A 24,786-nucleotide genomic window follows, 5' to 3' on the forward strand; every position below is an offset into this window, starting at 1 on the left:
CACCCGCCCTTCCCCTCGCACGCCCTGAACTGCCTTACCGAACCGCCCTATCGAACTGCCTTACCGGCCGATCGGCCGGCTGAAGCCCTCTCACTCACCCATCACCACCCTCCCTGGCACGCCCATGCCAAAAACCAGAGGAACAGCCCCATGAACAGCCCCATGAACAGATCCACCGGACGCCGCCTCGCCGCCGCGGCCATGACCGTCGTCGCTCTCACCGCCTCCACCGCCGCATGCTCCTCCGGCGGCGGCAACACGTCCGCGAAGTCGGCGGACGGCGGTACGTACACCATCTGGGACCCGTACCCGCAGTTCGACAAGAGCTCGGCGTGGGCGAAGCTGCTGGACAGCTGCGGTACCGAAGCCGGAGTGAAGATCAAGCGGACGGCGTACGACACCAGCGACCTGACCAACAAGGCGCTGCTGGCGGCGCAGCAGGACAACTCCGCCGACGTGCTCATCGTCGACAACCCCGTGGTGTCGACCCTCGCCGAGGGCGGGGTGCTGACCACGACCGACGACAACAAGCTGGACACCTCGGACGTGGAGCCGAACCTCCTCGCGGCCGGTCAGACGGGCGGGAAGACGTACGGCACGCCGATCGGCGCCAACACCCTGGCCCTGTACTACAACAAGGAGGTCCTCAAGGCCGCGGGCGTGGACATCGCCTCAGTGAAGGACTGGGCCTCGCTGACGGCGGCGCTGACGAAGGTCGACAAGGCGGGCAAGAAGGGCATCACCTTCTCCGCGATCGGCACGGAGGAGGGCAGCTTCCAGTTCCTGCCGTGGTTCTGGGGCTCCGGCGCGAAGCTGACCGAACTCGACTCGTCCGAGGGCGTCTCGGCACTGAAGCTGTGGAGCGACTGGCTGAAGAAGGGCTACGCCCCCAACTCGGTGATCAACAACACCCAGACCACCAGCTGGCAGGAGTTCGCGAGCGGCGACTACGCCTTCGCCGAGAACGGCACCTGGCAGCTCGCGGGCGCCGAGAAGGCCGGCTTCGAGTACGGGGTCATCCCTGTCCCGGCCGCCAAGGGAGGCAACGCCGCGGCCCCGACCGGCGGGGAGTTCGTCACCATCCCGGTGCAGGGCGAGACCGGCCGCTACGCCACCTCGCAGAAGCTGGTGTCCTGCCTGACCAGCTCGCAGAACCTGCTCGACACCGACACCACCCTGTCGTACGTCGCGCCCACCGGCGAGGTGCAGGACAAGCAGGTCACGGCCGACCCGAAGCTGGAGCCCTGGGTGGACGCCGTCAAGGCCGCCAAGGGACGTACCAGTGACGACCTCGGCACCAAGTACCCCAAGATCTCCGAGCAGATGTGGAAGGCGGTCCAGTCGGCCCTGAGCGGGTCGCAGTCGCCGAAGGACGCGCTCACCGCGGCGCAGGACGCCGTCAAGTAACCGGAACCCGGGGCCCGTTGATGAACCGCACGACACAGCTGCCGGACCGTCGGACCGTGCGTGACCGGAAGGGGGCGGCCCCCGCCACCCCGCCTCCGGCACGTACGGCGCCACGGCGCCGTCCCACCTCCCAGCAGTGGGCCGCCTGGGGATTCCTCGCCCCGGTGACCCTCTACCTCGTCCTCTTCTACGCCTATCCGCTCTACCGCAACGTCGACCTGAGCCTCAGGAACTACACGGTTCGCTCCTTCGTCCAGGGCGACGCACCCTTCACGGGCCTGGAGAACTATCAGACGGTCTTCGACGACCCGACGTTCGCCCCCGCACTGCTGCACACCGTGGTGTTCACGGTGGTGTCGCTGGTCTTCCAGTACGCCATCGGCCTGGCCCTCGCGGTCTTCTTCACCCAGCACTTCCGGCTCTCCGCGACGCTGCGCGCCCTGTTCCTCGTACCGTGGCTGCTGCCGCTCATCGTGTCGGCCTCCACCTGGTCGTGGATGCTCAACAGCGACTCCGGTGTCGTCAACGCCGCCCTGCACGCGGTCGGGATCGACGCGGTGAACTGGCTGACCTCGCCGTCCTGGTCGCTGACCTCGGTGATCATCGCGAATGTCTGGATCGGCGTCCCCTTCAACCTGGTGGTGCTGTACAGCGGTCTGCAGTCCATCCCGGCCAGCCTGTACGAGGCGGCGGCCCTCGACGGCGCGAACGCCTGGCAACGCTTCTGGCGCATCACCTTCCCTCTGCTGCGCCCGGTGTCCGCCATCACCCTGCTGCTCGGCCTGGTCTACACGCTCAAGGTCTTCGACATCATCTGGATCATGACCAAGGGCGGCCCGGCCGACTCGTCCACCACCTTCGCCACCTGGTCCTACCAGCTCGGCTTCGGCAACCTGGTCCCCGCCTTCGGTCCCGGTGCGGCCGTCGGCAACCTGCTCGTCGTCGCCGCCCTGGTCTTCGGCCTGGTGTACCTGAGGGTCCAGCGAAAGCAGTACGCCTCATGACCACCGCGACCACCGTGACCACACCACGACCGCGCCCCCGTCCGCGCCGGGGCCGGAGCCTGGGCCGGACCACCTGGTGGCAGACGGCGACGGGCCTCGCGCTCACGGCCGTCATGCTCTTCCCGGTCTACTGGATGCTGAACGTGTCCTTCACCCGCGACCAGGACATGCGCAAGTCGCCCCCCGACTGGTTTCCCATGAACGGCACGCTGGACGGCTACCGTGCCGTCCTCGACCAGCAACTTCCCTATCTCGCCACGAGTCTGGTCATCGGCCTGGGCACGGTCGTACTGACCGTGGCGCTGGCCGCGCCCGCCGGCTACGCCCTGGCCAAGCTGCGCCCGCGCGGCGGCGGCGTGCTCAGCTTCCTCTTCCTGGTCGCCCAGATGATCCCCGGCATCATCATGGCGATGGGCTTCTACGCCATCTACCTCCAGCTCGGCCTGCTCCAGTCGGTCCCCGGCCTGATCGTCGCGGACTCCACCCTGGCCGTCCCCTTCGCCGTACTCATCTTCACCGCGTTCATGTCCGGCATCCCCAGCGAACTGCTCCAGGCCGCGCAGATGGACGGAGCCGGGCCCCTGCGCACCTTCTGGTCGGTCGTACTGCCCATGAGCCGCAACTCGATCGTCACGGTGTCGCTGTTCGCGTTCCTGTGGTCCTGGTCCGACTTCATCTTCGCCAGCACCTTGGTCAACGGCGGCGCCAACGAGCCGATCACCCTCGGCATCTACCAGTACATCGGCAACAACAACCAGGAGTGGAACGCCATCATGGCCACCGCCGTCGTGGCCTCTCTGCCGGCCGCGGTGATCCTCGTCCTCGCCCAGCGCTACGTCGCCGCGGGCGTGACCGCCGGAGCCGTCAAGGACTGACGTCCTCCTGATGCCGACCCGGCCACCGCACTCCTCTCCACCTCCACCGCTGAAGAATCGAGTAACCCCTCATGACCGCGGCCCGATCCGGACCCGCCTTCTCCATCCGTGACATCCCGTTCAGCACGTACGGATCCTGGTTCGACATCTCGCCCGTGGTGGCGGAGAAGACGTACGCCGAGGACCTCCACGTGGTCTCGCACCAGAACGGCATGCACGCGGTCCTGTGTTTCGTCCCCCTGGACACGGCGACGGGCGACCGGGCCGAGACCCGCGTGGAGGCGACACCGGGTCTGCTCAGCTGGACCGGTGCGGACGGGCAGATCGAGCTCGCCTACGAGACACCGGACACCGTTCGCCTGCGCGGCGAAGGACTTGGCCTGCGCGTCGCCGCGGCGGCGAAGACCCTGACGCCGTTCAGCGGCAGCTACTTCTACCGCGACCCGGTGGACGGCGCGTACATGCTCACCTCGTACGAGACCGGTCGCCGCTACCGGATCACCGTGCTGTCCGGCGCCGTGGCCGACTCGTCCGGCACGGAGGCCCTCGGCAGCGGCGAGCGCGGTGTCACCGTCACCGCGGACGCCAACAGGGCTGACGGGACCGGCGGGGCCTGGGAGATCGCCGTGGAGGAGCTCGACTCGGCGCGGCGGCCCTTCACCTCCTCGGCGACGTTCGACCAGGTCGTGGCGGCAGCGCGGCGCTCGTTCGCCGAGTTCGCCGACGTGGAGGCACCCTGGCGCTCGTCCGGCACGCCGGCCGCCGAACTCGCCGCCTACGTGGTGTGGTCCGCGACCGTACGCCCGGCGGGTCTGGTCACCCGGCCCGCGGTGCTGATGTCCAAGCACTGGATGGACAAGGTCTGGAGCTGGGACCACTGCTTCAACGCCCTTGCCCTGGCGGCCGGTTCACCCGACCTGGCCTGGCACCAGTTCTCGCTGCCCTTCGACCACCAGGACGACAGCGGGGCGCTGCCCGACTCGGTCACCCACTCCGAGGTCCTCTACAACTTCGTCAAACCGCCCATCCACGGCTGGACCCTGGGTCAGCTGCGACGGCGCCTCCCCGAACCCCTCGACCAGGCGGAACTGGCCGAGACGTACCGCAGGCTGAGCCGCTGGACCGACTTCTGGCTCACCGCCCGGCGAGCACCCGGCGCCGCCCTGCCGCACTACCAGCACGGCAACGACAGCGGCTGGGACAACGCCACGACCTTCGACCCCCAGCGGGTGATCGTCACCGCCGACCTGGCCGCCTTCCTCATCCTCCAGCTACGTGAACTCGCCGCCCTGGCCGCCGAGTTGGGGCGCTCCGACGAGGCCCGGCAGTGGACGCGTACGGCTGACGCGACCCAGGCCGCGATGCTCGACCAGCTCTGGACCGGTGACCGGTTCGTCGCCCGCGCGGTCCACAGCGGGGACACCTGGAGCACCTCCAGCCTGCTCGACCTGATGCCGATCGCGCTGGGCGAGTACCTGCCGGAGGAGGTCAGCAAGGTGCTGGCCGAACGTATCGAGGCACACCTGACCGCGTTCGGCCTGGCCACCGAACTGCCCACCTCACCGCACTACTTGGCCGACGGCTACTGGCGCGGCCCGATCTGGGCCCCCGCCACCGTCCTCGTCGAGGACGGCCTGCGCCGCGCCGGCCACGTCCGTCTGGCGGACGAGATCAGCGCCCGCTTCCGCACCCTGTGCGAGACCAACGGCTTCGCGGAGAACTTCGACGCCCTGACCGGGGCGGGCCTGCGCGACCGTGCCTACACCTGGACCGCCAGCAGCTACCTCCTCCTCGCCGAAGCCCACGAGCTCCGGCACGCCGCACCCGCCGCAACGACCGGCGGCTGAAGAACCCTTGGGCGGCCCACGCCCAGGCAGCACCCACCCCTGGGAGACACCCGCAATGCACTCATCCCGCATCTCTCCACGACGCAGACGTGAGCCCGTACGTGGCGGCGCGCAAGGCCGTCGCCGCCGTACCTCCACCGCGCTCGCCGCACTACTGGCGTCGCTCGCCACCGTCGCCCTCCCCGGCACCACGGCGCAGGCCGCCGACACCACCGTCACCGTCGACTTCTCCGACGCCGGAGGCGCCCCCGGCTACGGAGCATCGGGCACGATCTACGGCATGACCGTGGACGGTTCGCTGCCGCAGGACCACTTCTACAAGGACATCAAGTGGAAGTTCATGCGGGCCGGCGGCGCCCAGCTCAACAACGGCGGCTACGGCACCAGCCTGGCCGCCTACCAGACCCGCTGGGCCCCCACGCTCGCCCAGTACAAGCGCACCAAGGCGCTGGGCGGGACCTTCGTCATCCTGCCGCACGACCTGTGGGGATCCGACGGCACCACCACGCAGGGCTGGCCGGGCGACAACGGCGACTGGACGAAGTTCGACGCCTTCCTCGACCAGCTCATCGGGGACGTCAAGGCCAACAACATGACCGTCCAGTGGGACATCTGGAACGAGCCCGACTGGGCTCCCTTCTGGGCGCCGTCGCAGGCCCGGTACCTGGAGATGTGGAAGCGCGCCTACCAGAAGATCAGAGCCAACTTCCCGGGTGCCGTCGTCGTCGGCCCCAGCACTGCCGGGAAGCCCGCGTCCGGGGGTAGCGCCTGGTGGAACACGTACCTGGACTACGTGAAGGCCAACAACGTCGAACCCGACATCTACAGCTGGCACGACCTGCCCGGTGACCCGGTCACCGACGCGGGCGCCGTCCGGTCCAAGCTGGCGGCACGGTCGATGACCACGAGCCGTCCGTTCCAGGTCAACGAGTACGCCAACACCAACGAGCAGAACCCCGGCCGCGGCGGCTGGTACATCTCCCGTCTGGAGCGGGCCGGCGCCGACGGCCTGCGCGCCAACTGGGCCTCGGCCGGAAACCTGCACGACTTCCAGGCCAACCTGCTGACCAAGACCGGCAGCCAGTACCTGCCGCTGGGTGAGTGGTTCCTGTACCGCTACTACGGCTCCCAGACCGGCAACATCGTCAGGGTCACCCCGGGGACCGGCACCGACGGCCTGGCGACGAAGGACAACACCGCCAAGAACGCGAAGATCCTGCTCGGCAGCAACGGCAACACCGGCAACATCACGGTCAACCTCAACCGCCTCGACGCCACCTCCGTCGTCGAGGACAGCAAGGTCCGCGCGGTCGTGCAGCGCATCCCGAACAACGGCGGTGCCGCAGTGTCCGGCCCGGTCACCGTCTCCGACCAGACCCTGACCGTCAGCGGCAACTCCGCTTCCGTCAGCGTGCCGTGGACCAACGCGGCGGACGGCTACACCGTCACCCTGCTCCCGCCGTCCAACACCGCGATCTCCACGGTCGCGGTCGCCCAGCACAGCAACCAGTGCCTGGACGACACCAACCGGTCCACGGCCAACGGCACGCAGCACCAGCAGTACCACTGTGAGGGCGGCTACCAGCAGATGTTCGACTTCAAGCCGGTCGCCGGCCGGGCGAACACCTACACGGTGGTCAACCAGCACAGCGGCAAGTGCCTGGACGTCTCGGGACGCTCCACGGCCGACGGTGCCGCCGTCATCCAGTACACCTGCAACGGGGCCACCAACCAGATGTTCACCCTCAACCCCGTCACCGCGCTGGGCAACAGCAAGGACTACCAGCTGGCCGCCGTCCACAGCGGCAAGTGCGTCGACGTCAGCGAGATCTCGACCACGGCCGGCGCGAAGATCCACCAGTGGACCTGCGACCCCGCGAGCGCACTGAACAACAAGAAGAACCAGATCTGGCGCCTGCTCGGCAAGAGCTGAGGCTGGCCCGCACATCCGACGGGGTCTCCCGGCTGTTGCCGGGGGACCCCGCTCGTGTCAGTCGCGCCACCTAAGTGGTCGGCTCCGGAAGTCCCTTCGGGGGTGGACTCCGGAGCCGGGGCCTTGCGTGCGTCAGATGCCGCGGGCGGGCCCGGTGTCTGGGTCGGATTCTTGCCAGAAGGCGGGCAGCTCGCGCAGACGGTCCATGGCGTCCTGGTGAGCGGCGGCGGCTACCGATATAGCGGACACCCCGCGCGCGTCACCCTTGGTCCGTCTGGTCCGTCCTGGTCAGGGCCTCGGTGATCAGGCGGGTGGCGAAGTCCTGGTCGTCGGTGACCCTGTTGATGTGCTCCGCGAGGAGGACGGCCGTGGCTTCCAGGGGAGTCATCTCGGCGTCGGTCCAGGGGCCGTACTGTTCGCGCCACAAGTTGGGGCTGAGGCCGGTGCCCGCGGCGATGAGCAGGCCGGCCATGGTGGGGATGACCTCGGGACGGAAGGTCTTGGGCATCATGCGCATCGTGGCCACGAGGGCGGGCACCACGTACTCGATGACGTCCTTGTCGTGGTCCTCGCAGGCTTTCCGCAGCCACTCCATGAACGAGTAGATGAGCGTGCCCGTGCCCTCGAGCAGCTCATCGATTCCCGTAGGGCCCAAGGACGCGGCGAACTGCTCGACCATCTGCTGCTGTTCGGTGTCGCTCTCGCTCTCGGTCTTGCTGTCGTAGATGGCCTTGAGCCGCGAGTCGATCATCATGAGCGCTGCGCCAATGTCGCCGACGGGAGCGTACTTGGGGTCACAGGGCGATGACATGGGACTCCTCCTCATACGACCGCATTGGGTAGCGCGGCATGTTCGTACGGTAGTCGGTGATCGGGCGGCGGGGCGGCAGTCTGGCGAATCCCGGCGGGAGTTGGCTTGCGAGCGGCGGCGCCGCTCAGCCGCAGTCACCTCGCCTCAGAGGTCGTCGTCCGGAGCCTCGTCGCGCTGCTGCTGAGTCCGCCCTCGGGCGACTCCGATCGCCACCCCGAATCCCACACCGATCGCGATCCCGGCACCCACGTTGTCCATGAGCACCCCGAGCGAGATGCCCAGGCAGGCGCCCAGGGACATCCAGAGCGCGATCGCATTGTCGTCGGACGAGCCGCTGAGCCCGTCCCGTTCTCCCCGTTTCGCCATGCGGCCATTCTGTACGACGAGGTCAACACCCCGTCGAGTCGGCAACGTGCTCTTCCACGGGGCCCAGTCGCAGGACTCGCACGACGGCGCCGACGCCCCGCCCCACGACAAGACCCTCGTCCTGCTGCGGCAGCCGGGAAACCATCCGGAGGCCGTGCTTGCCTGCGGCGCCTGCCGCCAGGACGAGTCGAGCGAGGTTCAGGGGCCGCCCTGCGCGGACTGATCAGCCGCTCCCGGTGTTCTCATCGCTTCTCGCCTCATCGTCGCGGCGTTCCGGCTTCATGTGTGCGGAATCGGTTCCGGGTCGACTGCAAGGGGCGGTCTCTTACGCAGGTCGCGGGCGCGCGGTGTGGCCAGGGGGACGCAGGCCGCGGAGGCCCGCGGAGACTTGCGCTATGTAATTGCAGGTATATGCCGTTGATTGCATGACGGAGCGGCGGAAGTCGAGCGTGCGCATCAGGCTCAGAAGGTCTGCGAGGCCGAGCATGGCCGGGCCGAGCACACCTACGATCGGCGCAAGGAGAGTTGATGAATCACAGCACGTGGAGGACGCGCCGGGCCCGGCAGCTTGCGGGTGAGGCGGTGGAGTACGACCAGGAGTACGTCGACGCGCGGCTGGCTGGCGATCTCGGGCAGGCGGTTTACGACCGTCGGATCGAGCTCGGTCTGTCCCAGGCCGAACTGGCCGAGCGGGCCGGGATGACGCAGCCTCAGGTGTCCCGGATGGAGGGCGGCGACACCGTGCCTACTCTCCCGCTGCTGCGACGCCTGGCCAAAGTCCTGGACGGCACCCTGAACCTGGCCATCGACGAGGGTGACTCCCACGTCACCTTCACCCCGCACGCCGCCTGAAACCGAGCCCCGCCCGGTCCGGGCGCCCGTGCGCGTTATCCCGGCACCGAGATAACGGAAAAATGATCAATGGGCGGAAGAGGCACATCGCGGTGGACACGAAGGGCTTCCCCGTGATGATCATGGTGACGCCCGCCGACATGCAAGACCGGGACGCCGCCCGCGAACTGCTCTGGCGACTGCGTCTCGCCCACCCGTAGATCACCCAGGCTTGGGCCGACTCCGCCTACGCCGGCAAGCTCGTCGACTGGGCCGAGGACTTCCTCCACATCACCCTCAAGACCGTCTCCCGCCCCAAGGGCGCCAAACGGTTCGTCGTCCTCCGGCGTCGCTGGCGTGTTGAGCGCACCCTGGGATAGATCATGAACGCCCGCCGCAACGCCCGAGACTACGAGCGTCTCCCGCAGCACTCCGAGGCTCACCGCTGTACTGATCACCCTCGACATCACCGTCGTCAACGTCGCCCTCCCGCAGGTGGCGGCCGACCTCGACGCGCACCTCGGGGATCTGCAGTGGGTGGTGAACGGCTACACGCTGATGTTCGCCGCGCTCCTGCTGCCCGCCGGCTCCATATCCGACCGCGTCGGCCGCCGGCCGGTGTTCCTGGTCGGCGTGGCGGTGTTCACGCTGGCCTCGCTCGTCTGTGGCGCCGCGCCGAGCGTCGGCTGGCTCATCGCGGGACGCGCGATCCAGGGCGTCGGCGGCGCGCTGGTGCTGTCCACCGCCCTCGCGCTGATCGCGGGCGCGTTCACCGGCAGGGCGCGGCAGTCGGCGATCGGCGCGTTCTCCGCCGCGGGCGGCGCGGCGGCGGCCATGGGGCCGCTGATCGGCGGGCTCGTGGTGGACGGCCTCGACTGGCGGTGGATCTTCTACCTCAACCTGCCGGTCTGCACGCTCGTCATCGTGGGGATGCTGCTGCGGGTCCGGGAGAACGCCGATGTCCAGGCGGCGGGGTCGGCGGGCCGCCGTTTCGACATCGTGGGTACGGTGCTCGCCGTGGCCGGTCTGCTCGGGATCAACTACGGTCTCGTGGCCGGTCCCGAGGACGGCTGGACCGAGGCGGGCACGGTCGCCTCGCTGGTGGGCGGGGCAGTGCTGATCGGCGGCTTCGTCTGGTGGGAGTGGCGGCTGAAGGACCGGGCGATGTTCGACATCCGGCTGATGGCCATCCCCTCGTTCAGCGGGGCCATCCTGCTCAGCTTCGTCTGCCGGGTGATCTCCCTCGGCGTGCTGCCGTATCTGATCCTGTGGCTGTCGGGCGCGCTCGGCCACTCGCCGCTGGACACCGGTCTGCGCCTGCTCGCGATGACCGTGCCGATCATGCTGGTGGCGCCGCTCAGCGCGGTCATCCAGAAGCTGATGCCGGTTCAGGTGGTGATGGCTGTCGGTACCGCCCTGGTGGGCGTCGGTCTGTTCACGCTGGTGGGGGTGGGCCCCGGGGACGCGTGGACGACGGCACTGCCAGGGCTGGTCCTGATGGGGGTGGGCGGCGCGATCGTCTTCCCGCCGCTGATGGGTCTTGCGGTGGACGTGGTCGCGCCCGAACGCGCGGGCATGGCCTCCGGCATGACGAACACGTTCTTCCCGCTGGGCACGGCCTCCGGTGTCGCCGTCCTCGGCGCCCTGTTCAGCGCTCGGATCGGCGACGGCCTCTCGTCCGCCGAACTCACCGAGCTCGGCGTGCCGTCCGCGGCCCAGGACGGGGTGCGGGAGGCCGTGGCCTCGGGGCAGTTCGAGCAGCTCGCGCAGGGACTTCCGCCCGCGGCGCGGGAGGGCGTACTCGAGGCGGCGCGGGGCGCGTTGACGGATGGGCTGGCGCAGATCTGCCTGATCGCCGGTGTGGTGGCGATGGTCGGGGCAGTGGTCGCGCTGGTCCTGATCCGCGGCAAGGACCGGCTGGCGGTGGCCGTCCCGGAGGAGCAGGCGGCTGAGGCGACTGCCTGACGGGTCACGGCAGGAAGACGGGCCGCGTCGTATCCGAGGGTGCGCCCGCGCGGCCCGGCGCGCTTCGGTGGCCGGCGCCGACGACCAGCGCTGAGCTGGTCGTCGGTTGCCGCTGAGTCGGCCGCGCTCGCTGTTTCTCGAGGGCCCCGAGCTTCCCTGCCGTTGACCTGCAACCTGTATAGCGCGCCGAACGCCTCCCACGAGTGCCGTCCGTCGGCGAGCCGGCCGGTCAGCTCCGAGCCGAGGTGCTGGACACTGCCCCTTTCCTTGACGGTCATGAAATCCCGTACGCACACGGTGTCCGGCGCGCACACCCCGGCCAGCTCGTCGGCCGCCAGCCGTACCGAGACGGCGTGCTCGTACACCTCCTTGGCGTCGCGCAGGAGTTCCTCCCGCAGCACCAGGTCGGCATCGGCGAGACCGTGCCGGGCCCGGGTTCCGGCGAGCGGCTGGGTGCGCACCCGGCGGTCGGCCGTCACCTCGGCCACGATCTCGAGACTGAACCCGGCGGCCTCCCAACCGCCGAGCCGCAGCAGGAAAGACCGCGCGGGAGCGTTCGCGCGACGCCCGGCAAGATAGGTGGCGGCCGTGACCGGCACGCGCCTCGCCCTCGGCCAGGGGGCGGCCGCGATCGCGTCAGGCGAGGGCGAAGTAGCGCAGCCACACGTAGCCGGCGGAGAGGGCGACGGTGATGGCGGTGACGACGAGGCCGTACTTGGTGAACTGCCAGAAGGAGATGGGCTGTCGGTTGCGTTCGGCGATGCCGAGGACGACCACGTTCGCGGAGGCGCCGATGGCGGTGGCGTTGCCGCCGAGGTCGGCGCCGATGGCCAGGGCCCACCACATGACGTGGTCGCCCGACCCGCCCATCGACTCCACGAGGTCGCTGGTGATCGGCGCCATGGTGGCGACGTACGGGATGTTGTCGACGATGCCGGACAGCACGGCTGACGCGCTCAGCAGCAGCATCGAGCCGCCGAGTTCGTTGTCACCGATCGCGTCGGCGAGGGTCTTGGAGACCTCGCCGATGACGCCGGTCTCGATCAGGCCGCCGATCATGATGAACAGGCCGGCGAAGAAGGCCAGGGTGGGCCATTCGACCTCGCCGAGGACCTCGCCCGTCTCCACGGTGGAGACGGCGATGAGGAGACCCGCGCCGAGCAGCGCGACCACGCTGGGCTCGTAGTGCAGGACCGGGTGCAGGACGAAGCCGATGACGACCAGGACAAGGACCACGAGCCCCTGGACGAGCAGACGAGGGTCACGGATGGCCTCGCGCTCCTCCAGCGCCATGACCTCCTCGGCGCGCGCCTCGTCGTACACGAAGGACTTGCGGAACATGAAGCGGCACAGCGCGACGAGCACCACGATCAGGACCGCGGACAGCGGGGCGAGATGGACCAGGAAGTCGTTGAAGGTGAGCCCGGCCCGGCTGGCGATGATGATGTTCGGCGGGTCGCCGACCAGCGTCGCCATACCGCCGATGTTCGAGGCCAGTACCTCGGCGATCAGGAAGGGCGCGGCCGGCAGGGACAGCCGCTCGCACACCAGCAGCGTGACCGGCGCGATGAGCAGGACCGTGGTGACGTTGTCGAGCAGCGCCGAGGCTCCGGCGGTGATGACGATCAGCATCGCCATGACCCGGAAGGGTCTGGCCTTCGCCCGTTTCACGGACCAGATCGCCAGGTATTCGAACATGCCGGTCTTCTTCAGCACGCCGACGATCATCATCATGCCCAGGAGCAGGAAGATGACGTTCCAGTCGACCCCGCTGTGCTCGGAGAAGAAGGCCGACTTGTCGTCGGTCGCCCCGATCGCCAGCATCAGCGCGGCGCCGCCCAGGGCTGCCCCCACGCGATGGATCTTTTCGCTGATGATCAGGCCGTACGTCGCCACGAAGACGACGATCGCCGCCCAGCTCTGCCAGCCGTTCACGATCCTCCGATGAGTCGTTGCATGAGACGGGCGGCCGTGACGGCGCCCACCAACCGGGTACGGTCGCCGTCGCGTTCGACGACGGCGACCAGCGGGCTGTGCGCACGGGCCATGAGCGCGGCGATCTGCAGGACACCGGCGTCGGGCCCGACGACCGGCGGCTGGAAACGGCGCCGCGGCAGCCACTCGGCCACCGTGAGCCCGGTCAGCTTCTCCGGCACCTCGTCGAGTTCCTGGTCGGTGATCACGGAGCCGAGCACCGGGTCCTCCAGCGCGTACTCGGGCACGAGCTGCCCGACGAGCTGGGAGCCGGGCACGATGGCGTACGGCTGGTCGTCGCTGTCGACGACCAGCAGGGCGGGCAGGTGGTGTTCGGCCAGCAGCAGGGCCGCGTCGGTGGCGTCGTCGTCCGTGGACACGAACGGGTAGGGCTCGGCAAGTTCACGCGCCGACATGACCGGTCTCCTTCTTGGTGCTGGCGGTGTCCTCGTCCTCGCGAGCGCCGGGCACGCCGGCCAGCTCGTCCACGTGGAAGAGGCGGGCGATCGGCACGTCGGTGCTGCTGTGCGCGACGATCGAGAAGGCGATGCAGACGGCGATGAGCGTGAACGCCTCCTCGCCCCGCGGTATCCCGGCCTGCAGCACCAGCAGCCCGTACACCACCGAGGCGAAGCCCTTCGGGCCGAACCAGGCGGCGACCAGCTTCTCCCGCCGGTCGAACCGGGTGCCCAGCAGCGAGAGCAGCAGCGACGCGGGCCGGATCAGCACGATGGCCAGGACGACGGCGACGTACCCGCCGACCGACAGGTCCCCGAAGAGCTGCGGGGTGAGCAGCGCACCGAACACCAGCAGCGCCGCGAACTTCGCCAGCTCGGCCAGCGCCTCGCCGAGCGGCTCGAAGGCCTCCTTCGCCTCCGGGGAGCGGGCGGTGAGGACGGCTCCCGCGGAGAACGCGGCGAGGTAGGGGTTGGCGTGGGTGAGGTGGCACATGGCGTACAGGGTCACGCCGATGGCCAGCGGCAGCAGCGGTTGCAGCTTGGGCTCGGCGCCCAGCAGCCGGAAGCGTACGAGGCCGATCACGGCCAGCGGCAGTACGACGCCGAAGACCAGGCCGAGGACCAGCTCCAGCGCGATCTTCCCCAGGGACGCCTCGGCGTGCCCGGCTGTGGGTCCGGCCGCGGCGATGAAGATGAGGACGATCGGCAGGGCGAGCCCGTCGTTGATGCCGCTCTCCACGTTCAGCAACTGCCGCAGTTTCGCCGGGACTTCCTTACGGCCCACGATCGCGGAGGCGAACACCGGGTCGGTCGGTGCCAGGACGGCGCCCACCAGGAAGGAGGTCGTCCAGTCCAGGCCCACCAGGAAGTGCGTGATCAGCGCCATACCGATGAAGGCGAGCGGCATGCCGAGTCCGAGGGCGCGCGCCGGGTTCTTCCAGTTGGCGCGCAGGGTCGGGAAGGAGACGTGCATGCCGTCGGTGAACAGCACCGCGAACAGCGCCAGGTCGGCTGTCACCGACACGATGTCGCTGTCCGGAGTGATGTGGATCAGGCCGAGGAAACCGTCGCTGACCAGAGCGCCGCCGACGAGAAACAGGAAAGAGGTGGACAGCACCGTCCGGGCCGCCAGGCCCGACAACAGCACCGCGATGAGCAGCGCCACCCCGAAGACCACGACAAGCACCATGAGCCCGACCCCGATCAGCGAAGAGAGTTGTCTCTAGACCGCCGACCAGGCTTCCCGGCACACCGATGGGAACCCTACACGTCCTTTACGCGGCACTGACAGGCCTTCTGTGCGCACGCGAGCGGCCCGAAGACTGCCGGAATCCGGCATGGCCAACTTCCGCTGTGGGTGCGCTTGCAACTGGGCGACACATCAATGGGATTTCCGTGCCTTACCCGAAGAGGGCGACGGTGAGCGAGTCATGACGGGGAGCCGGCCGGGGAGGACGCTCACGGCAGACGTCACGCAGCCGAGGACGGCCAGAAACGGCTTCGACGTCTTCCGGCAGGAGTGGGAGACACAAACGGGCGCGGCGTTACCCCTGCCCGCCTTCGACGTCGGCGAGACCGGCGATTTCCGGATCGACGTCCAGGCCGCCAACCTGCACGACGCGGTGATCGCGGACGTCTACAGCGAGCGCTTCCTCGGGCGTCCCGCGGCCGCCCGCGCATGCGACGACCGGGTGCTCGTGCACCTGATGCGGCACGGCTCCTGGCGCTACGGCCTCTCCCAGGTCGAGGGCGCTGTCGGCTACGCCGACGCCAAGGTGCTCCTCCCGCTGATCGGTGGACTCGTCCTCATCGGGGGCTTCACGGCCTGGGCCCTGACCCGCACCACCACCGCCGCCGTCCTGATCGACCTGCGACTCTTCCGCTACCGCGCGGTCTCCTCCTCCACCACCCTCCTCTTCCTGGGCGGCATCTCCCTGTACGGGTCGATGATGCTGCTCCCCTCGTACTTCCAGCAGGTCCGCGGCCAGGACGCCCTAGGCGCCGGCCTGCTGCTCATCCCACAGGGCGCCGGCGCGCTCCTCGCACGCGGCCTGGCAGGCAAGTACACCGACCGCTTCGGCCCCCGCGGGGTCGCACTGGCCGCGTTCGCATTCCTCGCCGCGACCACCGTGCCGTTCGCCTTCGTCACCGCCGACACCAGCGAGATCCTGCTGACAGCCGCGCTCTTCGTCCGCGGCATCGCCCTGGGAGCCGCCATGATCGCCCCCATGGGCGCCGCCTACGTCGGCCTCCAGCACGACGAGATCCCCGACGCCGGCATCATCAGCCGCGTCACCCAGCAACTCGGCGGGTCCGTGGGCATCGCGGTCCTCGCCGTCGTCCTCCAGCACGGCACTTGCGACGCCCACACCCCCGACGCCCTGGCCCAGGGCTTCGACCAGGCCTTCTGGTGGGCGGTGGCCTTCACCGCCCTCGCCCTTCCCTTGTGCCTGCTCCTGCCGGGCCACACCCAGCCCGTGAATCCCGACCGAGCCGAGTCCGAAGCCGCCGTCGAGGCGTAGCCCGTCCGGCCCGTCACCTCCCGGCCGGTGCCGCCTGGGCTTGGGGGCTGCGCGGGTGGGGCGACGCCGCGGCCGTTTCTCCTGCGCTCCTACTGGACCTTGTGCTGTTGCTGGAGGCTGTTCCGCCGGATCACCCGCGCGCTCAGCGCTGAGCGTTCTCCGGCACCGTGATCTGGCTCTCGCCCCAGCTCATCCGGGTCGTGGCCGTGTAGTTCACCGTCGTGCCCGCGTCGAGGCCCGCCTTCTGTGCCTGGGCGGACGGTTCGACCAGTACGAGCTGCTCGCTGAGCATCGCGCCGGTGGACGGGTCCACGACCAGCCGCTGCTCCACGCTCCCCAGCGGTGTCTGCGGCGTGCCGGGCATGGTGAAACCGACGCCCTCCCGCCCCAGCGGATCGCTGACACTCCCCAGCCCCCGGACGCCGGGCATTTCCGCCATCACCCGGTACGCGGCCGCCCGGACAGCGGGCTTCACCGGCATCGTGATGAGGTCGGCCGCCTGGCGCAGCACGTAGGCCGTGCGGCCCACGCCGGCGTCGGCTCCGCTGTCCTCTCCGTGCAGCTTCTCCAGCTGTCGGCGCAACTCGCCGCTGTCGGAGGGCAGTTCACGCAGGTCCTGGTACGAGACGTTCCGCGGGCCGAGGGCGTAGATCTTGTCGTCGGCGTCCGTCCGCATGACCATCGGCGGCCGGGTTCCCATCGTGTACCCGAGCGTGCCGCCTTCCTCGTTCCCCGTGACCTCGGCCTCCACGGTGCCGGGTGAGCCGGCGGCCCGCCAGCGTGCCTCGTCCTCCTTGGTCCGGGGGGCGGTCACGGCGTCCACACCGGAGACCATCAGGCTCCGGGTTCCCCGGCGCACGCCCACCGACCACTGGGCGGTCGACGTGTCGCGCACGGCGAAGAGCTGCCCCTTGCCTCCCGCCGCGCTGACGACGTTCACGTCCTCCGAGCGCGTGGTGGTCTGCCAGTACGTTCCTTCGGCGGCCGGCGTCCCGGCCTTCTTCGCCACGCTGAGCAGTTCGAGGCGTCCGTCGACGCGGACGTCACCCTGGCCGCCCGACGTCGACGAACCCGGCCCCGCAGCAGTGGAGGAGGTCTGCGGGGGTGCGCCCGGGCTCACGCCGAAAGGATCCCCGTCGAGAGTGCTCAAGACCACCGCGGACGCCGCGACGGCGGTCAGCGCCGCTACGGTCCCGAGCGGCCGGATCCCGGTCCAGCGCCGCCCCGGCACCCGGGAGCGTGCCGCGCGACTGTCCGTCGCTCCGGCCAGGATGCGCGCCAGGTCGTCGCGCTGCCGCGGGGTGTCCGCCAGCCTGGACGGGTCCAGTTCGTCGGGCCGGGCGCTTGCGAGCACCTTCATGACGTCGGGCCGCCCGGACCGTTCCTGCGTGTTCTTCATGTGAGTGCTCCGTTGCGATCAGTGCGGTGCGGGGTCTGTGCGAGTGGTGCGGAGTCCGTCTGCTGCGCGGAGCCCGGCTTGTGCGCGGATACGGGCTTCTGTACAGGCACCGGTTCCGGTACGGGTGCCGCCTCCAGCGCATGTGCGGTATCTGCCAGGTACGCCGGCTCCAGGGCTTTCTCCAGACGGCGGCGGGCCCGGTGCAGCCGGACGGTCAGCGTCGCGGTGGTGCAGCCCAGGACCCGTGCGGCCTGCTTGGTGCTCAGCCCGTGCCAGGCGATGAGCGTCAGCAGCTCCCGGTCGGCGTCGGACAGGCTCGCCAGGGCCTGCAGCGCGGCTTCCCGATCGGTCACGTCCGCCGCGACGTCGCCGACGTCGGTCCGTGCACCGCTGCTGATGCGCTGCGCCTCCGCGGCGGCGAGGGCGTACTGGCGGCTGTCCCGGCGACGCAGCTCGCGCACCAGGTTGCGGGCCACTCCCAGCAGCCAGGGCAGCGGGGGTTGCGAAATGTCCCGCACCCGCCGCCAGGCCACGGCGAATGTCTCGCTGGTGATGTCCTCTCCTACCTGACGTCCCACCAGGCTCGTGGTGTAGGCGAGGACGCGCGGATAGCACTCCTCGTAGATGTCCCGGAAACGTTGGGCATGTGTCATGCGCCGTCCCCTCATATCGGCTGTCTCACCAAGCAATGCGCGCAGCGGCCGACTTCTTACAGGGGAAGCCGAAATTCATGAGAGGTGATCCACGTCACGCAGGCCACATCCGTGGTGGGCGGTCCTGTCCGGGAGACGACCGTGCCGACGGCGCGCACGGTGCCCGAGCCACCGCCCGGCTAGGACCCGGTCCGGCACCGGCTATGCGCCGGCGCGGGCCAGCGTCTCCAGAGGGCCGACCAGGATCTCGGAGAAGGCGAGTTCGGCGGCTCCGATGAGTACCGCGTCGTCGCCGAGTTCCCCCACGCGCAGCCGCAGGTTCTCGCGGGAGGCCGTGAGGGCGAGGCGGTTGATACGGCTGCGGATCTGGGCGGCCGAGCCGAGGAACACCTCACGGAGCGTCCCGCCGAAGACGACCGTGCGCGGGTTGAGCACATTGACCAGGTTGGCGACGCCGATGCCGAGCCAGTCGCCGACGTCGTGCAGGGCGGCGCGGGCGGTGATGTCGCCCCGGTCGGCCGCTTCGACGACGGCGCGTACGGCTTCCCGGCCGGTGGCCGACGGGTCGCGCCGCGCGGTCTCCAGCAGGGCGCGCTCGCCCGCCTCGGCTTCGAGGCAGCCGCGCGCCCCGCAGCCACAGGGCCTGCCGTCCCGCGGGTTGACGACCATGTGCCCGATCTCGCCGCCGTATCCGCTGTCGCCGCCCAGCAGTTGGCCGGCGGTGATGACACCGCCGCCGATGCCGATGTCGCCATGCAGGTACACGAGGTCCTCGGAGCCGGTCCCGGCACCGCGCAGGTGCTCCGCGAGCGCACCGAGACTGGCCTCGTTACCTACCGACACGGGAAGGCCGAGGCCCAGCCGGTGCATGAGGTCCTCGCCGAACTCCTCGTCCTCCCAGCCCAGATGGGGGGCGGCGCGGACGAGGCCGTCGGGCCGGCGCACCATCCCGCGGACGGCGGCGGCCACGCCGACGCAATAGGTTCCGTGCGGCGCCGTACCCACCATCTCGAGCGCGGAGCCGGCGAGTACCTCGGCCACCTTGCCGGCGTCGCGACGGCCGGGGAGCACGGGGATCTCCCTGCGGTCGAGGAAGACCCCGCCCAGGCCGATGCGCGCGGCGGCCAGCCGGTCCACGCCCACGTCGAAGGCGAGGACGTACACGCGGTCGGATTCGGGCCGTACGACCAGGGACGGCCGGCCGGCCCTGCCGGTCTCACGGGGCAGTTCCTCCCGGACCAGGCCGGCCGAGCCCAGCTCGCTCACCAGACCCAGGATGGTGCTGCGGTTGAGTCCCATGCGCTCGGCCAGGACGGCCCGCGACATGGATCCGCCGATGTGCACATGACGGAGCAGGGTGCCGAGGTTGTGCCGGCGAATCTCCTCCTGCGAGGGACCGGCTTTCATGGAGCCACAGACCTCATCGTTGTACGGCCCGGCGACGGGACAGGGCATCCACGCCTGCGGCCACCAGCAGAACCGAACCCGTGACAGCGTACTTGACCCCTGAGCTGTACCCCATCAGACCCATACCGTTCTGGATCACCGCGACCACCATGCCGCCGAGCACGGCGTCAACTACCCTGCCCCGCCCGCCGAACAGGCTCGTCCCGCCGATCACGGCGGCGCCGACCGCCAGCAACAGCACGTTGCTGCCACCGGTGTTGGGGTCCACCGAGTTGCCCCGGGACGCGGCGATGATGCCGCCGACCGCGGCCAGGGACGAGCAGATGACGAACGCGGAGATCCGGATGGCCGACACGTTGATGCCGGCCCGGCGGGCCGCCTCGGCGTTACCGCCCACCGCGTAGATGTGCAGGCCGAACGAGGTGCGCTGGAGCAGGAACGTACCGGCGACGAGCAGGACGGCGATGACCGGCACCACGATCGGCACGCCCTTGAGCGAGTCGACGATGACGTTGCGGCTGCGCTCCTGGTTGAGCAGGTGGACGGCGATCGCACCGAGCACCGCCATGCCGCCGATCCTGAACGCGAGCAGGGTGAGCGGAGCGGTGGCGAGCCCGCGCTGGCGGCGGTTGCGGTTCTTCCGGAGCTGGACCGCCGCGTACGCCCCGACGCTCACGGCGAGCAGTACCCAACCCAGCGCGGGGGAGAGGTTGTTGTTGGCGACGGCCAGGATCGTCTGGTCCCGGATGGAGATGTTGGTGCCTTCCTTCAGCAGCATCAGCACGATGCCCTGGAACCCGAGGAAGGCGGCCAGGGTGACCACGAAGGAGGGGATGCCGACCTTCGCCACCAGCACGCCGAGCAGCAGGCCGATGACCGTGCCGGTGAGGATCGCCGCGCCGGCCGCGCCGTACCACGGCCACCCGTTGTCGGTGAGCAGGATGGCCAGGACGGCGGCGCAGACCCCGCTGGCGTACCCCGCGGACAGGTCGATCTCACCGAGGAGAAGGACGAAGACCAGGCCCATGGCGATGGCGATGCTGCCCGCGCCCTGGGTGAGCAGGTTGGCGAAGTTCAGCTCGGACAGGAAGACCGGGCGCAGGGCGGCGAAGAACACGCACAGGACGATCAGACCGAGTACGGCGGGGAGGGCGCCCAACTCGCCGCCCCGTACCCGGTCGACGTAGTTCCGGGCGACCGAGCGCAGACTCGCGGCCCCGGCCGCTCCGTTCTTCTTCGACGTACCGGGACTGCCCGGCAGCTCCGGCTTCTCGGGGGCGACTGCGGCGGTCATGCGGTGGCTCCGTTGCTGTGAGCGAGGCCGAGGTCTCCGCTGCGGCCTGAGGTGATGAGTTCGACGACCTGGGAGTGCGTCACGTCCGACGTCTTGACCTGGGCGGCCATCCGGCCCAGGTAGAGGGCGGCGATCCGGTCGGACACCGCGAAGACGTCGTTCATGTTGTGCGAGATCAGGACCACGGCGAGGCCGTTGTCGGCCAGCCGCCGGACCAGTTCGAGGACCTGTGCCGTCTGGGCGACACCGAGCGCGGCGGTCGGCTCGTCGAGGATGACGACCTTGCTGTTCCACAGCACGGCCTTGGCGATGGCCACGGTCTGCCGCTGGCCGCCGGAGAGACTGGAGACCTGCTGGCGGATGGACTTGACGGTGCGGACCGACAGCCCTTCGAGGGTCTGGGCGGCCATTTCCTCCATCGTCGCGTCGTCCAGGACGAGTCCCCGGCGCTTCTCGCGGCCGAGGAACATGTTCTGCACGATGTCGAGGTTGTCGCAGAGCGCCAGGTCCTGATACACGATCTCGACGCCCAGGGCCGCCGCCTCACGCGGGCTGTGCACCTGGACCTGCTCACCTTCGAACCAGTAGTCGCCGCCGTCGAACGGGTGGATCCCGCCGATGCACTTGACCAGGGTGGACTTGCCGGCGCCGTTGTCTCCGACGAGGGCTGTCACCTCCCCCAGGTGGACGTCGAAGGACACGTCGTGCAGTACCTGCACGGCGCCGAAGCTCTTGTCGATCCCGCGCAGTCGAAGGATCGGGGTCGCTGTCATGGAAGACGCTGTCATGGAAGACGGCTCCTTACGGTCGTGAGGTCGCGGGCCCCGGGGGGTGGGAGCCCCGGGGCCCGCGGTCGGGCCGGCCGGACCAGGTGTGACGGTCCGGCCGGCCGGTCAGGGCTACTTGATGCCGGCCTCGGTGCACAGGGCGGCGTACTTGCCCGTGCACAGCTCTGCCTTGGTGACGAAGCCGTCGTCCACGACGTCCTTGACGTTGTCCTTGTAGATGGCCACCGGCGTCTCCAGCACGGACGGGACCTTGCGCTTGCCCTCGGGGTCCTCGACGGTCGCGTTCGTCTCGCCCTTCTCGCCCTTGGCGAGGGAGATGGCGAGCTTGGCCGTGGCGTCGGCCTCCTTCTTGACCGCCTTGTAGACGGTCATGCACTGGTCGCCCGCGAGGATGTTCTGCAGGCCCTGCACGGTGGCGTCCTGGCCGGTGACCGGGACCTCGCCGTTGCGGTTCTGCTTGCGCAGGACGGCGATGGCCGCGTTGCCGAGACCGTCGTTGGCGGCGAGCACGCCACCGATCTGGCGCTCGCTGGTGAGCATCTGCTCGAAGATGGTGCCGGCCTGGGCGTTGTCCCAGTCCGGGACGGACTGGTCCGGGCCCTTCACGTACTCGCCCGACTTGTACTTCGGGTCGAGGACGCCGTTGTAGCCCTCGGCGAAGAGGGTGGCGTTGTTGTCCGTCGGGGAGCCGTTGAGCGTGGCGACGATGGGCTTCTTGGCCTTCATGTCGGTCAGGCACTTGCTGAGGCCCTCGCCCTGCAGCTTGCCGACCGCGGTGTTGTCGAAGCTCACGTAGTACTGGGCGGAGCCGCCGAGGGTGAGCCGGTCGTAGTCGATCGTGGCGACGCCCTGCGCCTTGGCCTTGTCCAGAACGGCCTTGCCCGTGCCGCTGTCCAGGTTCACGATGACCAGGACGTTCACGCCGCTGGTGATCATCTGGTCCGCGATGGTCTGGAACTCCTGCTTGTCGCCCTGCGCGTTCTGGATGTCGTACTCGACGCCCGCCGTCTTGAACGCCTCGGAGAGGTACTTGCGGTCCGCGGTCTCCCAGCGGGCCGAGGACTTGCTGTCCGGGAGGATCACGCCGATCTTCGGCTTGGCGTCGGAGCCGGAGCCGGAGTCAGTGTCGCTCGACGAGGAGCCGCCACAGGCGGTGAGCGAGCTGACCAGCGCCACCGAGGCGGTGGTGAGGAGGAGTCCCTTGCGCATGGGCAGGGTCCTTTCTGGTGTTACGGCCGGACGACCGGACGTACGAGGGTGGTGAGAAGCGCGCTCTCGGGGGAATTGCCGGGTCTCTGGTGATCCGCCCGGCTGAATGTTGTGAGCGGGAACTTACGGCGCTCCGGAACCTGTGCGCCAGAGTGCGGGAGGTGCTATTTGTCATCCGCCATAACAATTAGGTGACGCTGTCGCAACATGGCGGCCTTGCTGCCTCTTGTGCGCCATGAACCCCGGAGAGGGCGTGGGGCCGTTGCGATGGCCGGCCGTGGGGTGGCCCATGGGGCGGCGTGGCGCGGAATGCCCGCGCCACGGCGCTTCCACGGTCGTGACCGGGTCCGTGCCTGTGCGCGATGGTGCGTCCGTTGACCGGGCGCGTCGCGTTCCGTCGGTGGCCGGAGTTACCTGAGGGCCTGATGACCGGTGGCCGGTGGCCGGTGACGGCATGGATCTCCCGGACCTGACCGGTCCCGTACTCAGCCTGTACTCAACCCGTAGTCAGCGATGAGGAGATCGAGGCGCCCACGCTGCGGGGAACGGGCGGGACGACCGCGGACGTGAATCCCGGCGGACCGTCCTCAAGCCCGTTTGCCAGGCCCTGAGTTGCACGGGTCACCCCAGGAGCCTGAACCCCCGTCAGGGCGCCGCACCGTGCTGACGGACGGTCAAAGGCTCGCCGAGCGGCATACGTGGTCACCTGTCTGTTCGCGCATCCAAGCCCGCCTCGTCGGTGGCGACCACCGCCACTGTGCGAAAGGCTGCGGACTTCGCATCTGGGACCGTGAGGTCAAGGCCGTGTGGTGTCCACGGTGAAGCGGCGACTGAGGCTGATCTCGCTCCAGAGCAGGCCCATGTCGGAGGTCACCGTCAGCTCGTACTCCCCGTCCCGCAACGCCCCCAGATCGATCACCCGGTGGCTTCCGACCCACAGGGTGGGAACGATCTCGCCGTTCAGCCTGGCCTCGACATTGCGCAGCGCCTCGCTGTGCAGCTCCTGGTCGTCGCTGCTGCTGTCCGTTTCTACGGTGTCCACCGTGAGCTTGGCCTTGGAGAGCGCGGCGGCGTTCAGTACGCCGCCGTTGCCGGGGATGCCGCGCATCCGGAGCTCCGGCTGGTTCACCGCGTTGGCCACCGCGATGCCGCCGGTCGTCAGGGCGGTGGCGACAGCGGCAACCAGGAGTGCGATGAGCATCCTGCGCAGGGACCGGGCTCGTACAGGGTCCGAGGTCTTCAGGGCCAGCCGCATGGGCACGTCCTTCGAGGAGTTGCTGCTGTGGATCGTCGGCTCCGCCTCTTCGTCCCGCCGCGGCCTTTGCATCGGCTTCCTGCACCGGCTTGAGGACAGACGGGTCCGAGGACACGGGCTCGCGGGTGTGCGGCGACGCTGATGGTGCCACCTCAATCGTCACGGAATCCAGTTCGCCCTCGCACGCGTCACGGTCTCGTAAGCGGATTCGGCAGGCCGAGGGCCTGGGCGTAGTGCTGGTTGTCGTGGCGGTAGGCGGAGAGGCCGGCCTGGGGACGGGTCCCCGCGGTTCGGCCATAAGCTCGGCGGCCTCGATCGTGACGCCTCGCCCCGAAGCGTGTGGAGCCTCAGATGATCTTTACTGTGTTCACTCTTCCCATCCTGTGCATCTTCGCCTGGATGGCCTGGTCGGTCCTTCGGATGAGCCACCTACCACCCTGGCGTCAGTGGCTGCCCGCAATACTGCTCACGGCCGCCGTGTCCTCGTCGTTTCTCATCGGGACTTCGGGAACCTCCGACTTGGCGCTGTTGTATCTGCCCACGTGCATCGCACTGGCATCGTGGGCCGTGAGCCTGCGAGAACGCCGCGCGGCGGGCAGGCGAGAGCGCGCCGAGGAAGCGATGCCACCGTTCCTAGGTTGATTGGCCGGTGTTGGCCACATCGGGCATTGCGAACAGTGTGAGCTGGTCGTGGATGCTGGGCCCCCGAACGGTGGTGGGGCCGTGGGGCGGGTGCTTTCCGGGTGGGCGCGCTCGTGTCTGACGCACCACGGGGGTGCTGCGCGAGG

The 24,786-nt window shown here is 69.5% G+C and carries 21 protein-coding genes and 2 pseudogenes; 10 read left to right on the plus strand and 13 right to left on the minus strand.

The genetic code is table 11. The features are described 5' to 3' along the window. Nucleotides 1-162 precede the first annotated feature (162 nt). The 5 genes from G6048_RS32950 (at nt 163) to G6048_RS32970 (ending at nt 7,066) form a co-directional block, all read left to right on the plus strand. Entirely contained in the window at nt 163-1,407 is a 1,245-nt protein-coding gene (locus G6048_RS32950) for a sugar ABC transporter substrate-binding protein (protein WP_206342418.1), read from the plus strand. 20 nt (nt 1,408-1,427) lie between these two features. Next, entirely contained in the window at nt 1,428-2,411 is a 984-nt protein-coding gene (locus tag G6048_RS32955; RefSeq protein ID WP_165343262.1) for a carbohydrate ABC transporter permease, read from the plus strand. 113 nt (nt 2,412-2,524) lie between these two features. After that, nucleotides 2,525-3,286: a carbohydrate ABC transporter permease gene (locus G6048_RS32960; RefSeq protein WP_235990615.1), complete on the plus strand. Its 762-nt coding sequence runs from the start codon at nt 2,525-2,527 to the stop codon at nt 3,284-3,286. A 71-nt stretch (nt 3,287-3,357) separates the two neighbouring features. Next, nucleotides 3,358-5,133: an amylo-alpha-1,6-glucosidase gene (locus G6048_RS32965; protein ID WP_165343264.1), complete on the plus strand. Its 1,776-nt coding sequence runs from the start codon at nt 3,358-3,360 to the stop codon at nt 5,131-5,133. Nucleotides 5,134-5,188: 55 nt separating this feature from the next. Continuing rightward, entirely contained in the window at nt 5,189-7,066 is a 1,878-nt protein-coding gene (locus G6048_RS32970; protein ID WP_165343265.1) for an RICIN domain-containing protein, read from the plus strand. Nucleotides 7,067-7,325: 259 nt separating this feature from the next. On the opposite strand, the gene G6048_RS32975 is transcribed toward G6048_RS32970, so the two are convergent. Together G6048_RS32975 and G6048_RS32980 are read right to left on the minus strand one after the other, a co-directional pair. Beyond that, nucleotides 7,326-7,877 (minus strand): hypothetical protein, encoded by a 552-nt coding sequence (locus G6048_RS32975; RefSeq protein WP_165343266.1) that lies wholly within the window; start codon nt 7,875-7,877, stop codon nt 7,326-7,328. Between the two features lie 144 nt (nt 7,878-8,021). Then, nucleotides 8,022-8,243, minus strand: a complete 222-nt coding sequence (locus G6048_RS32980) for a hypothetical protein (protein ID WP_165343260.1) — start codon at nt 8,241-8,243, stop codon at nt 8,022-8,024. Between the two features lie 46 nt (nt 8,244-8,289). Between G6048_RS32980 and G6048_RS32985 the strand changes: the two genes are divergently transcribed. The 4 genes and pseudogenes from G6048_RS32985 (at nt 8,290) to G6048_RS33000 (ending at nt 11,039) form a co-directional block, all read left to right on the plus strand. Further along, on the plus strand, nt 8,290-8,466 hold the full coding sequence (locus tag G6048_RS32985; RefSeq protein ID WP_165343267.1) for a hypothetical protein: 177 nt from the start codon (nt 8,290-8,292) through the stop codon (nt 8,464-8,466). A gap of 305 nt (nt 8,467-8,771) precedes the next feature. Continuing rightward, entirely contained in the window at nt 8,772-9,095 is a 324-nt protein-coding gene (locus tag G6048_RS32990) for a helix-turn-helix domain-containing protein (protein WP_165343268.1), read from the plus strand. A 38-nt stretch (nt 9,096-9,133) separates the two neighbouring features. Then, nucleotides 9,134-9,514 (plus strand): annotated as a pseudogene (locus G6048_RS50170) (transposase); the annotation flags it as partial. Nucleotides 9,515-9,527: 13 nt separating this feature from the next. After that, nucleotides 9,528-11,039, plus strand: a complete 1,512-nt coding sequence (locus tag G6048_RS33000) for an MFS transporter (RefSeq protein ID WP_328827671.1) — start codon at nt 9,528-9,530, stop codon at nt 11,037-11,039. A gap of 188 nt (nt 11,040-11,227) precedes the next feature. On the opposite strand, the pseudogene G6048_RS33005 reads toward G6048_RS33000, so the two are convergent. The 4 genes and pseudogenes from G6048_RS33005 to G6048_RS33020 all read right to left on the minus strand — a co-directional run. Further along, nucleotides 11,228-11,638, minus strand: a pseudogene (locus G6048_RS33005) (chorismate-binding protein); the annotation flags it as partial. Nucleotides 11,639-11,675: 37 nt separating this feature from the next. Next, the gene (locus G6048_RS33010; RefSeq protein WP_165343270.1) at nt 11,676-12,974 is read right to left on the minus strand and encodes an ArsB/NhaD family transporter; all 1,299 of its coding nucleotides are present in this window, start codon (nt 12,972-12,974) and stop codon (nt 11,676-11,678) included. Then, on the minus strand, nt 12,971-13,429 hold the full coding sequence (locus G6048_RS33015) for a CBS domain-containing protein (protein ID WP_165343271.1): 459 nt from the start codon (nt 13,427-13,429) through the stop codon (nt 12,971-12,973). Before G6048_RS33015 ends, G6048_RS33010 begins: the two co-directional genes overlap by 4 nt. Beyond that, nucleotides 13,416-14,660, minus strand: coding sequence for a cation:proton antiporter (locus tag G6048_RS33020; protein WP_165343272.1), 1,245 nt, complete (start codon nt 14,658-14,660; stop codon nt 13,416-13,418). Before G6048_RS33020 ends, G6048_RS33015 begins: the two co-directional genes overlap by 14 nt. Nucleotides 14,661-14,901: 241 nt before the next feature. On the opposite strand from G6048_RS33020, the gene G6048_RS33025 reads away from it, so the two are divergent. After that, nucleotides 14,902-15,993 (plus strand): MFS transporter, encoded by a 1,092-nt coding sequence (locus tag G6048_RS33025; protein WP_235990613.1) that lies wholly within the window; start codon nt 14,902-14,904, stop codon nt 15,991-15,993. Nucleotides 15,994-16,135: 142 nt separating this feature from the next. Here the strand turns inward: G6048_RS33025 and G6048_RS33030 are convergent, their stop codons facing one another. The 7 genes from G6048_RS33030 to G6048_RS33060 form a co-directional block, all read right to left on the minus strand. Beyond that, nucleotides 16,136-17,392, minus strand: a complete 1,257-nt coding sequence (locus tag G6048_RS33030; RefSeq protein ID WP_165343274.1) for a CU044_5270 family protein — start codon at nt 17,390-17,392, stop codon at nt 16,136-16,138. After that, the gene (locus G6048_RS33035; RefSeq protein ID WP_165343275.1) at nt 17,389-18,045 is read right to left on the minus strand and encodes an RNA polymerase sigma factor; all 657 of its coding nucleotides are present in this window, start codon (nt 18,043-18,045) and stop codon (nt 17,389-17,391) included. The genes G6048_RS33030 and G6048_RS33035 overlap by 4 nt, the downstream gene beginning before the upstream one ends. Nucleotides 18,046-18,246: 201 nt before the next feature. Next, the gene (locus tag G6048_RS33040) at nt 18,247-19,452 is read right to left on the minus strand and encodes an ROK family protein (protein ID WP_165343276.1); all 1,206 of its coding nucleotides are present in this window, start codon (nt 19,450-19,452) and stop codon (nt 18,247-18,249) included. A 13-nt stretch (nt 19,453-19,465) separates the two neighbouring features. Then, nucleotides 19,466-20,746, minus strand: coding sequence for a sugar ABC transporter permease (locus G6048_RS33045; RefSeq protein ID WP_165343277.1), 1,281 nt, complete (start codon nt 20,744-20,746; stop codon nt 19,466-19,468). After that, entirely contained in the window at nt 20,743-21,519 is a 777-nt protein-coding gene (locus G6048_RS33050) for an ATP-binding cassette domain-containing protein (protein WP_165343281.1), read from the minus strand. Before G6048_RS33050 ends, G6048_RS33045 begins: the two co-directional genes overlap by 4 nt. Nucleotides 21,520-21,645: 126 nt before the next feature. Further along, nucleotides 21,646-22,743 carry a sugar ABC transporter substrate-binding protein gene (locus G6048_RS33055; RefSeq protein ID WP_165343278.1) on the minus strand — a complete coding sequence of 366 codons (1,098 nt, stop codon included), beginning with the start codon at nt 22,741-22,743 and terminating at the stop codon, nt 21,646-21,648. 796 nt (nt 22,744-23,539) lie between these two features. After that, nucleotides 23,540-24,070 (minus strand): hypothetical protein, encoded by a 531-nt coding sequence (locus G6048_RS33060; protein ID WP_165343279.1) that lies wholly within the window; start codon nt 24,068-24,070, stop codon nt 23,540-23,542. Between the last annotated feature and the right edge of the window lie 716 nt (nt 24,071-24,786).

Origin of the sequence: Streptomyces ureilyticus (assembly GCF_011045025.1) — a bacterium.
In the GTDB taxonomy this organism is placed as follows: domain Bacteria; phylum Actinomycetota; class Actinomycetes; order Streptomycetales; family Streptomycetaceae; genus Streptomyces; species Streptomyces ureilyticus.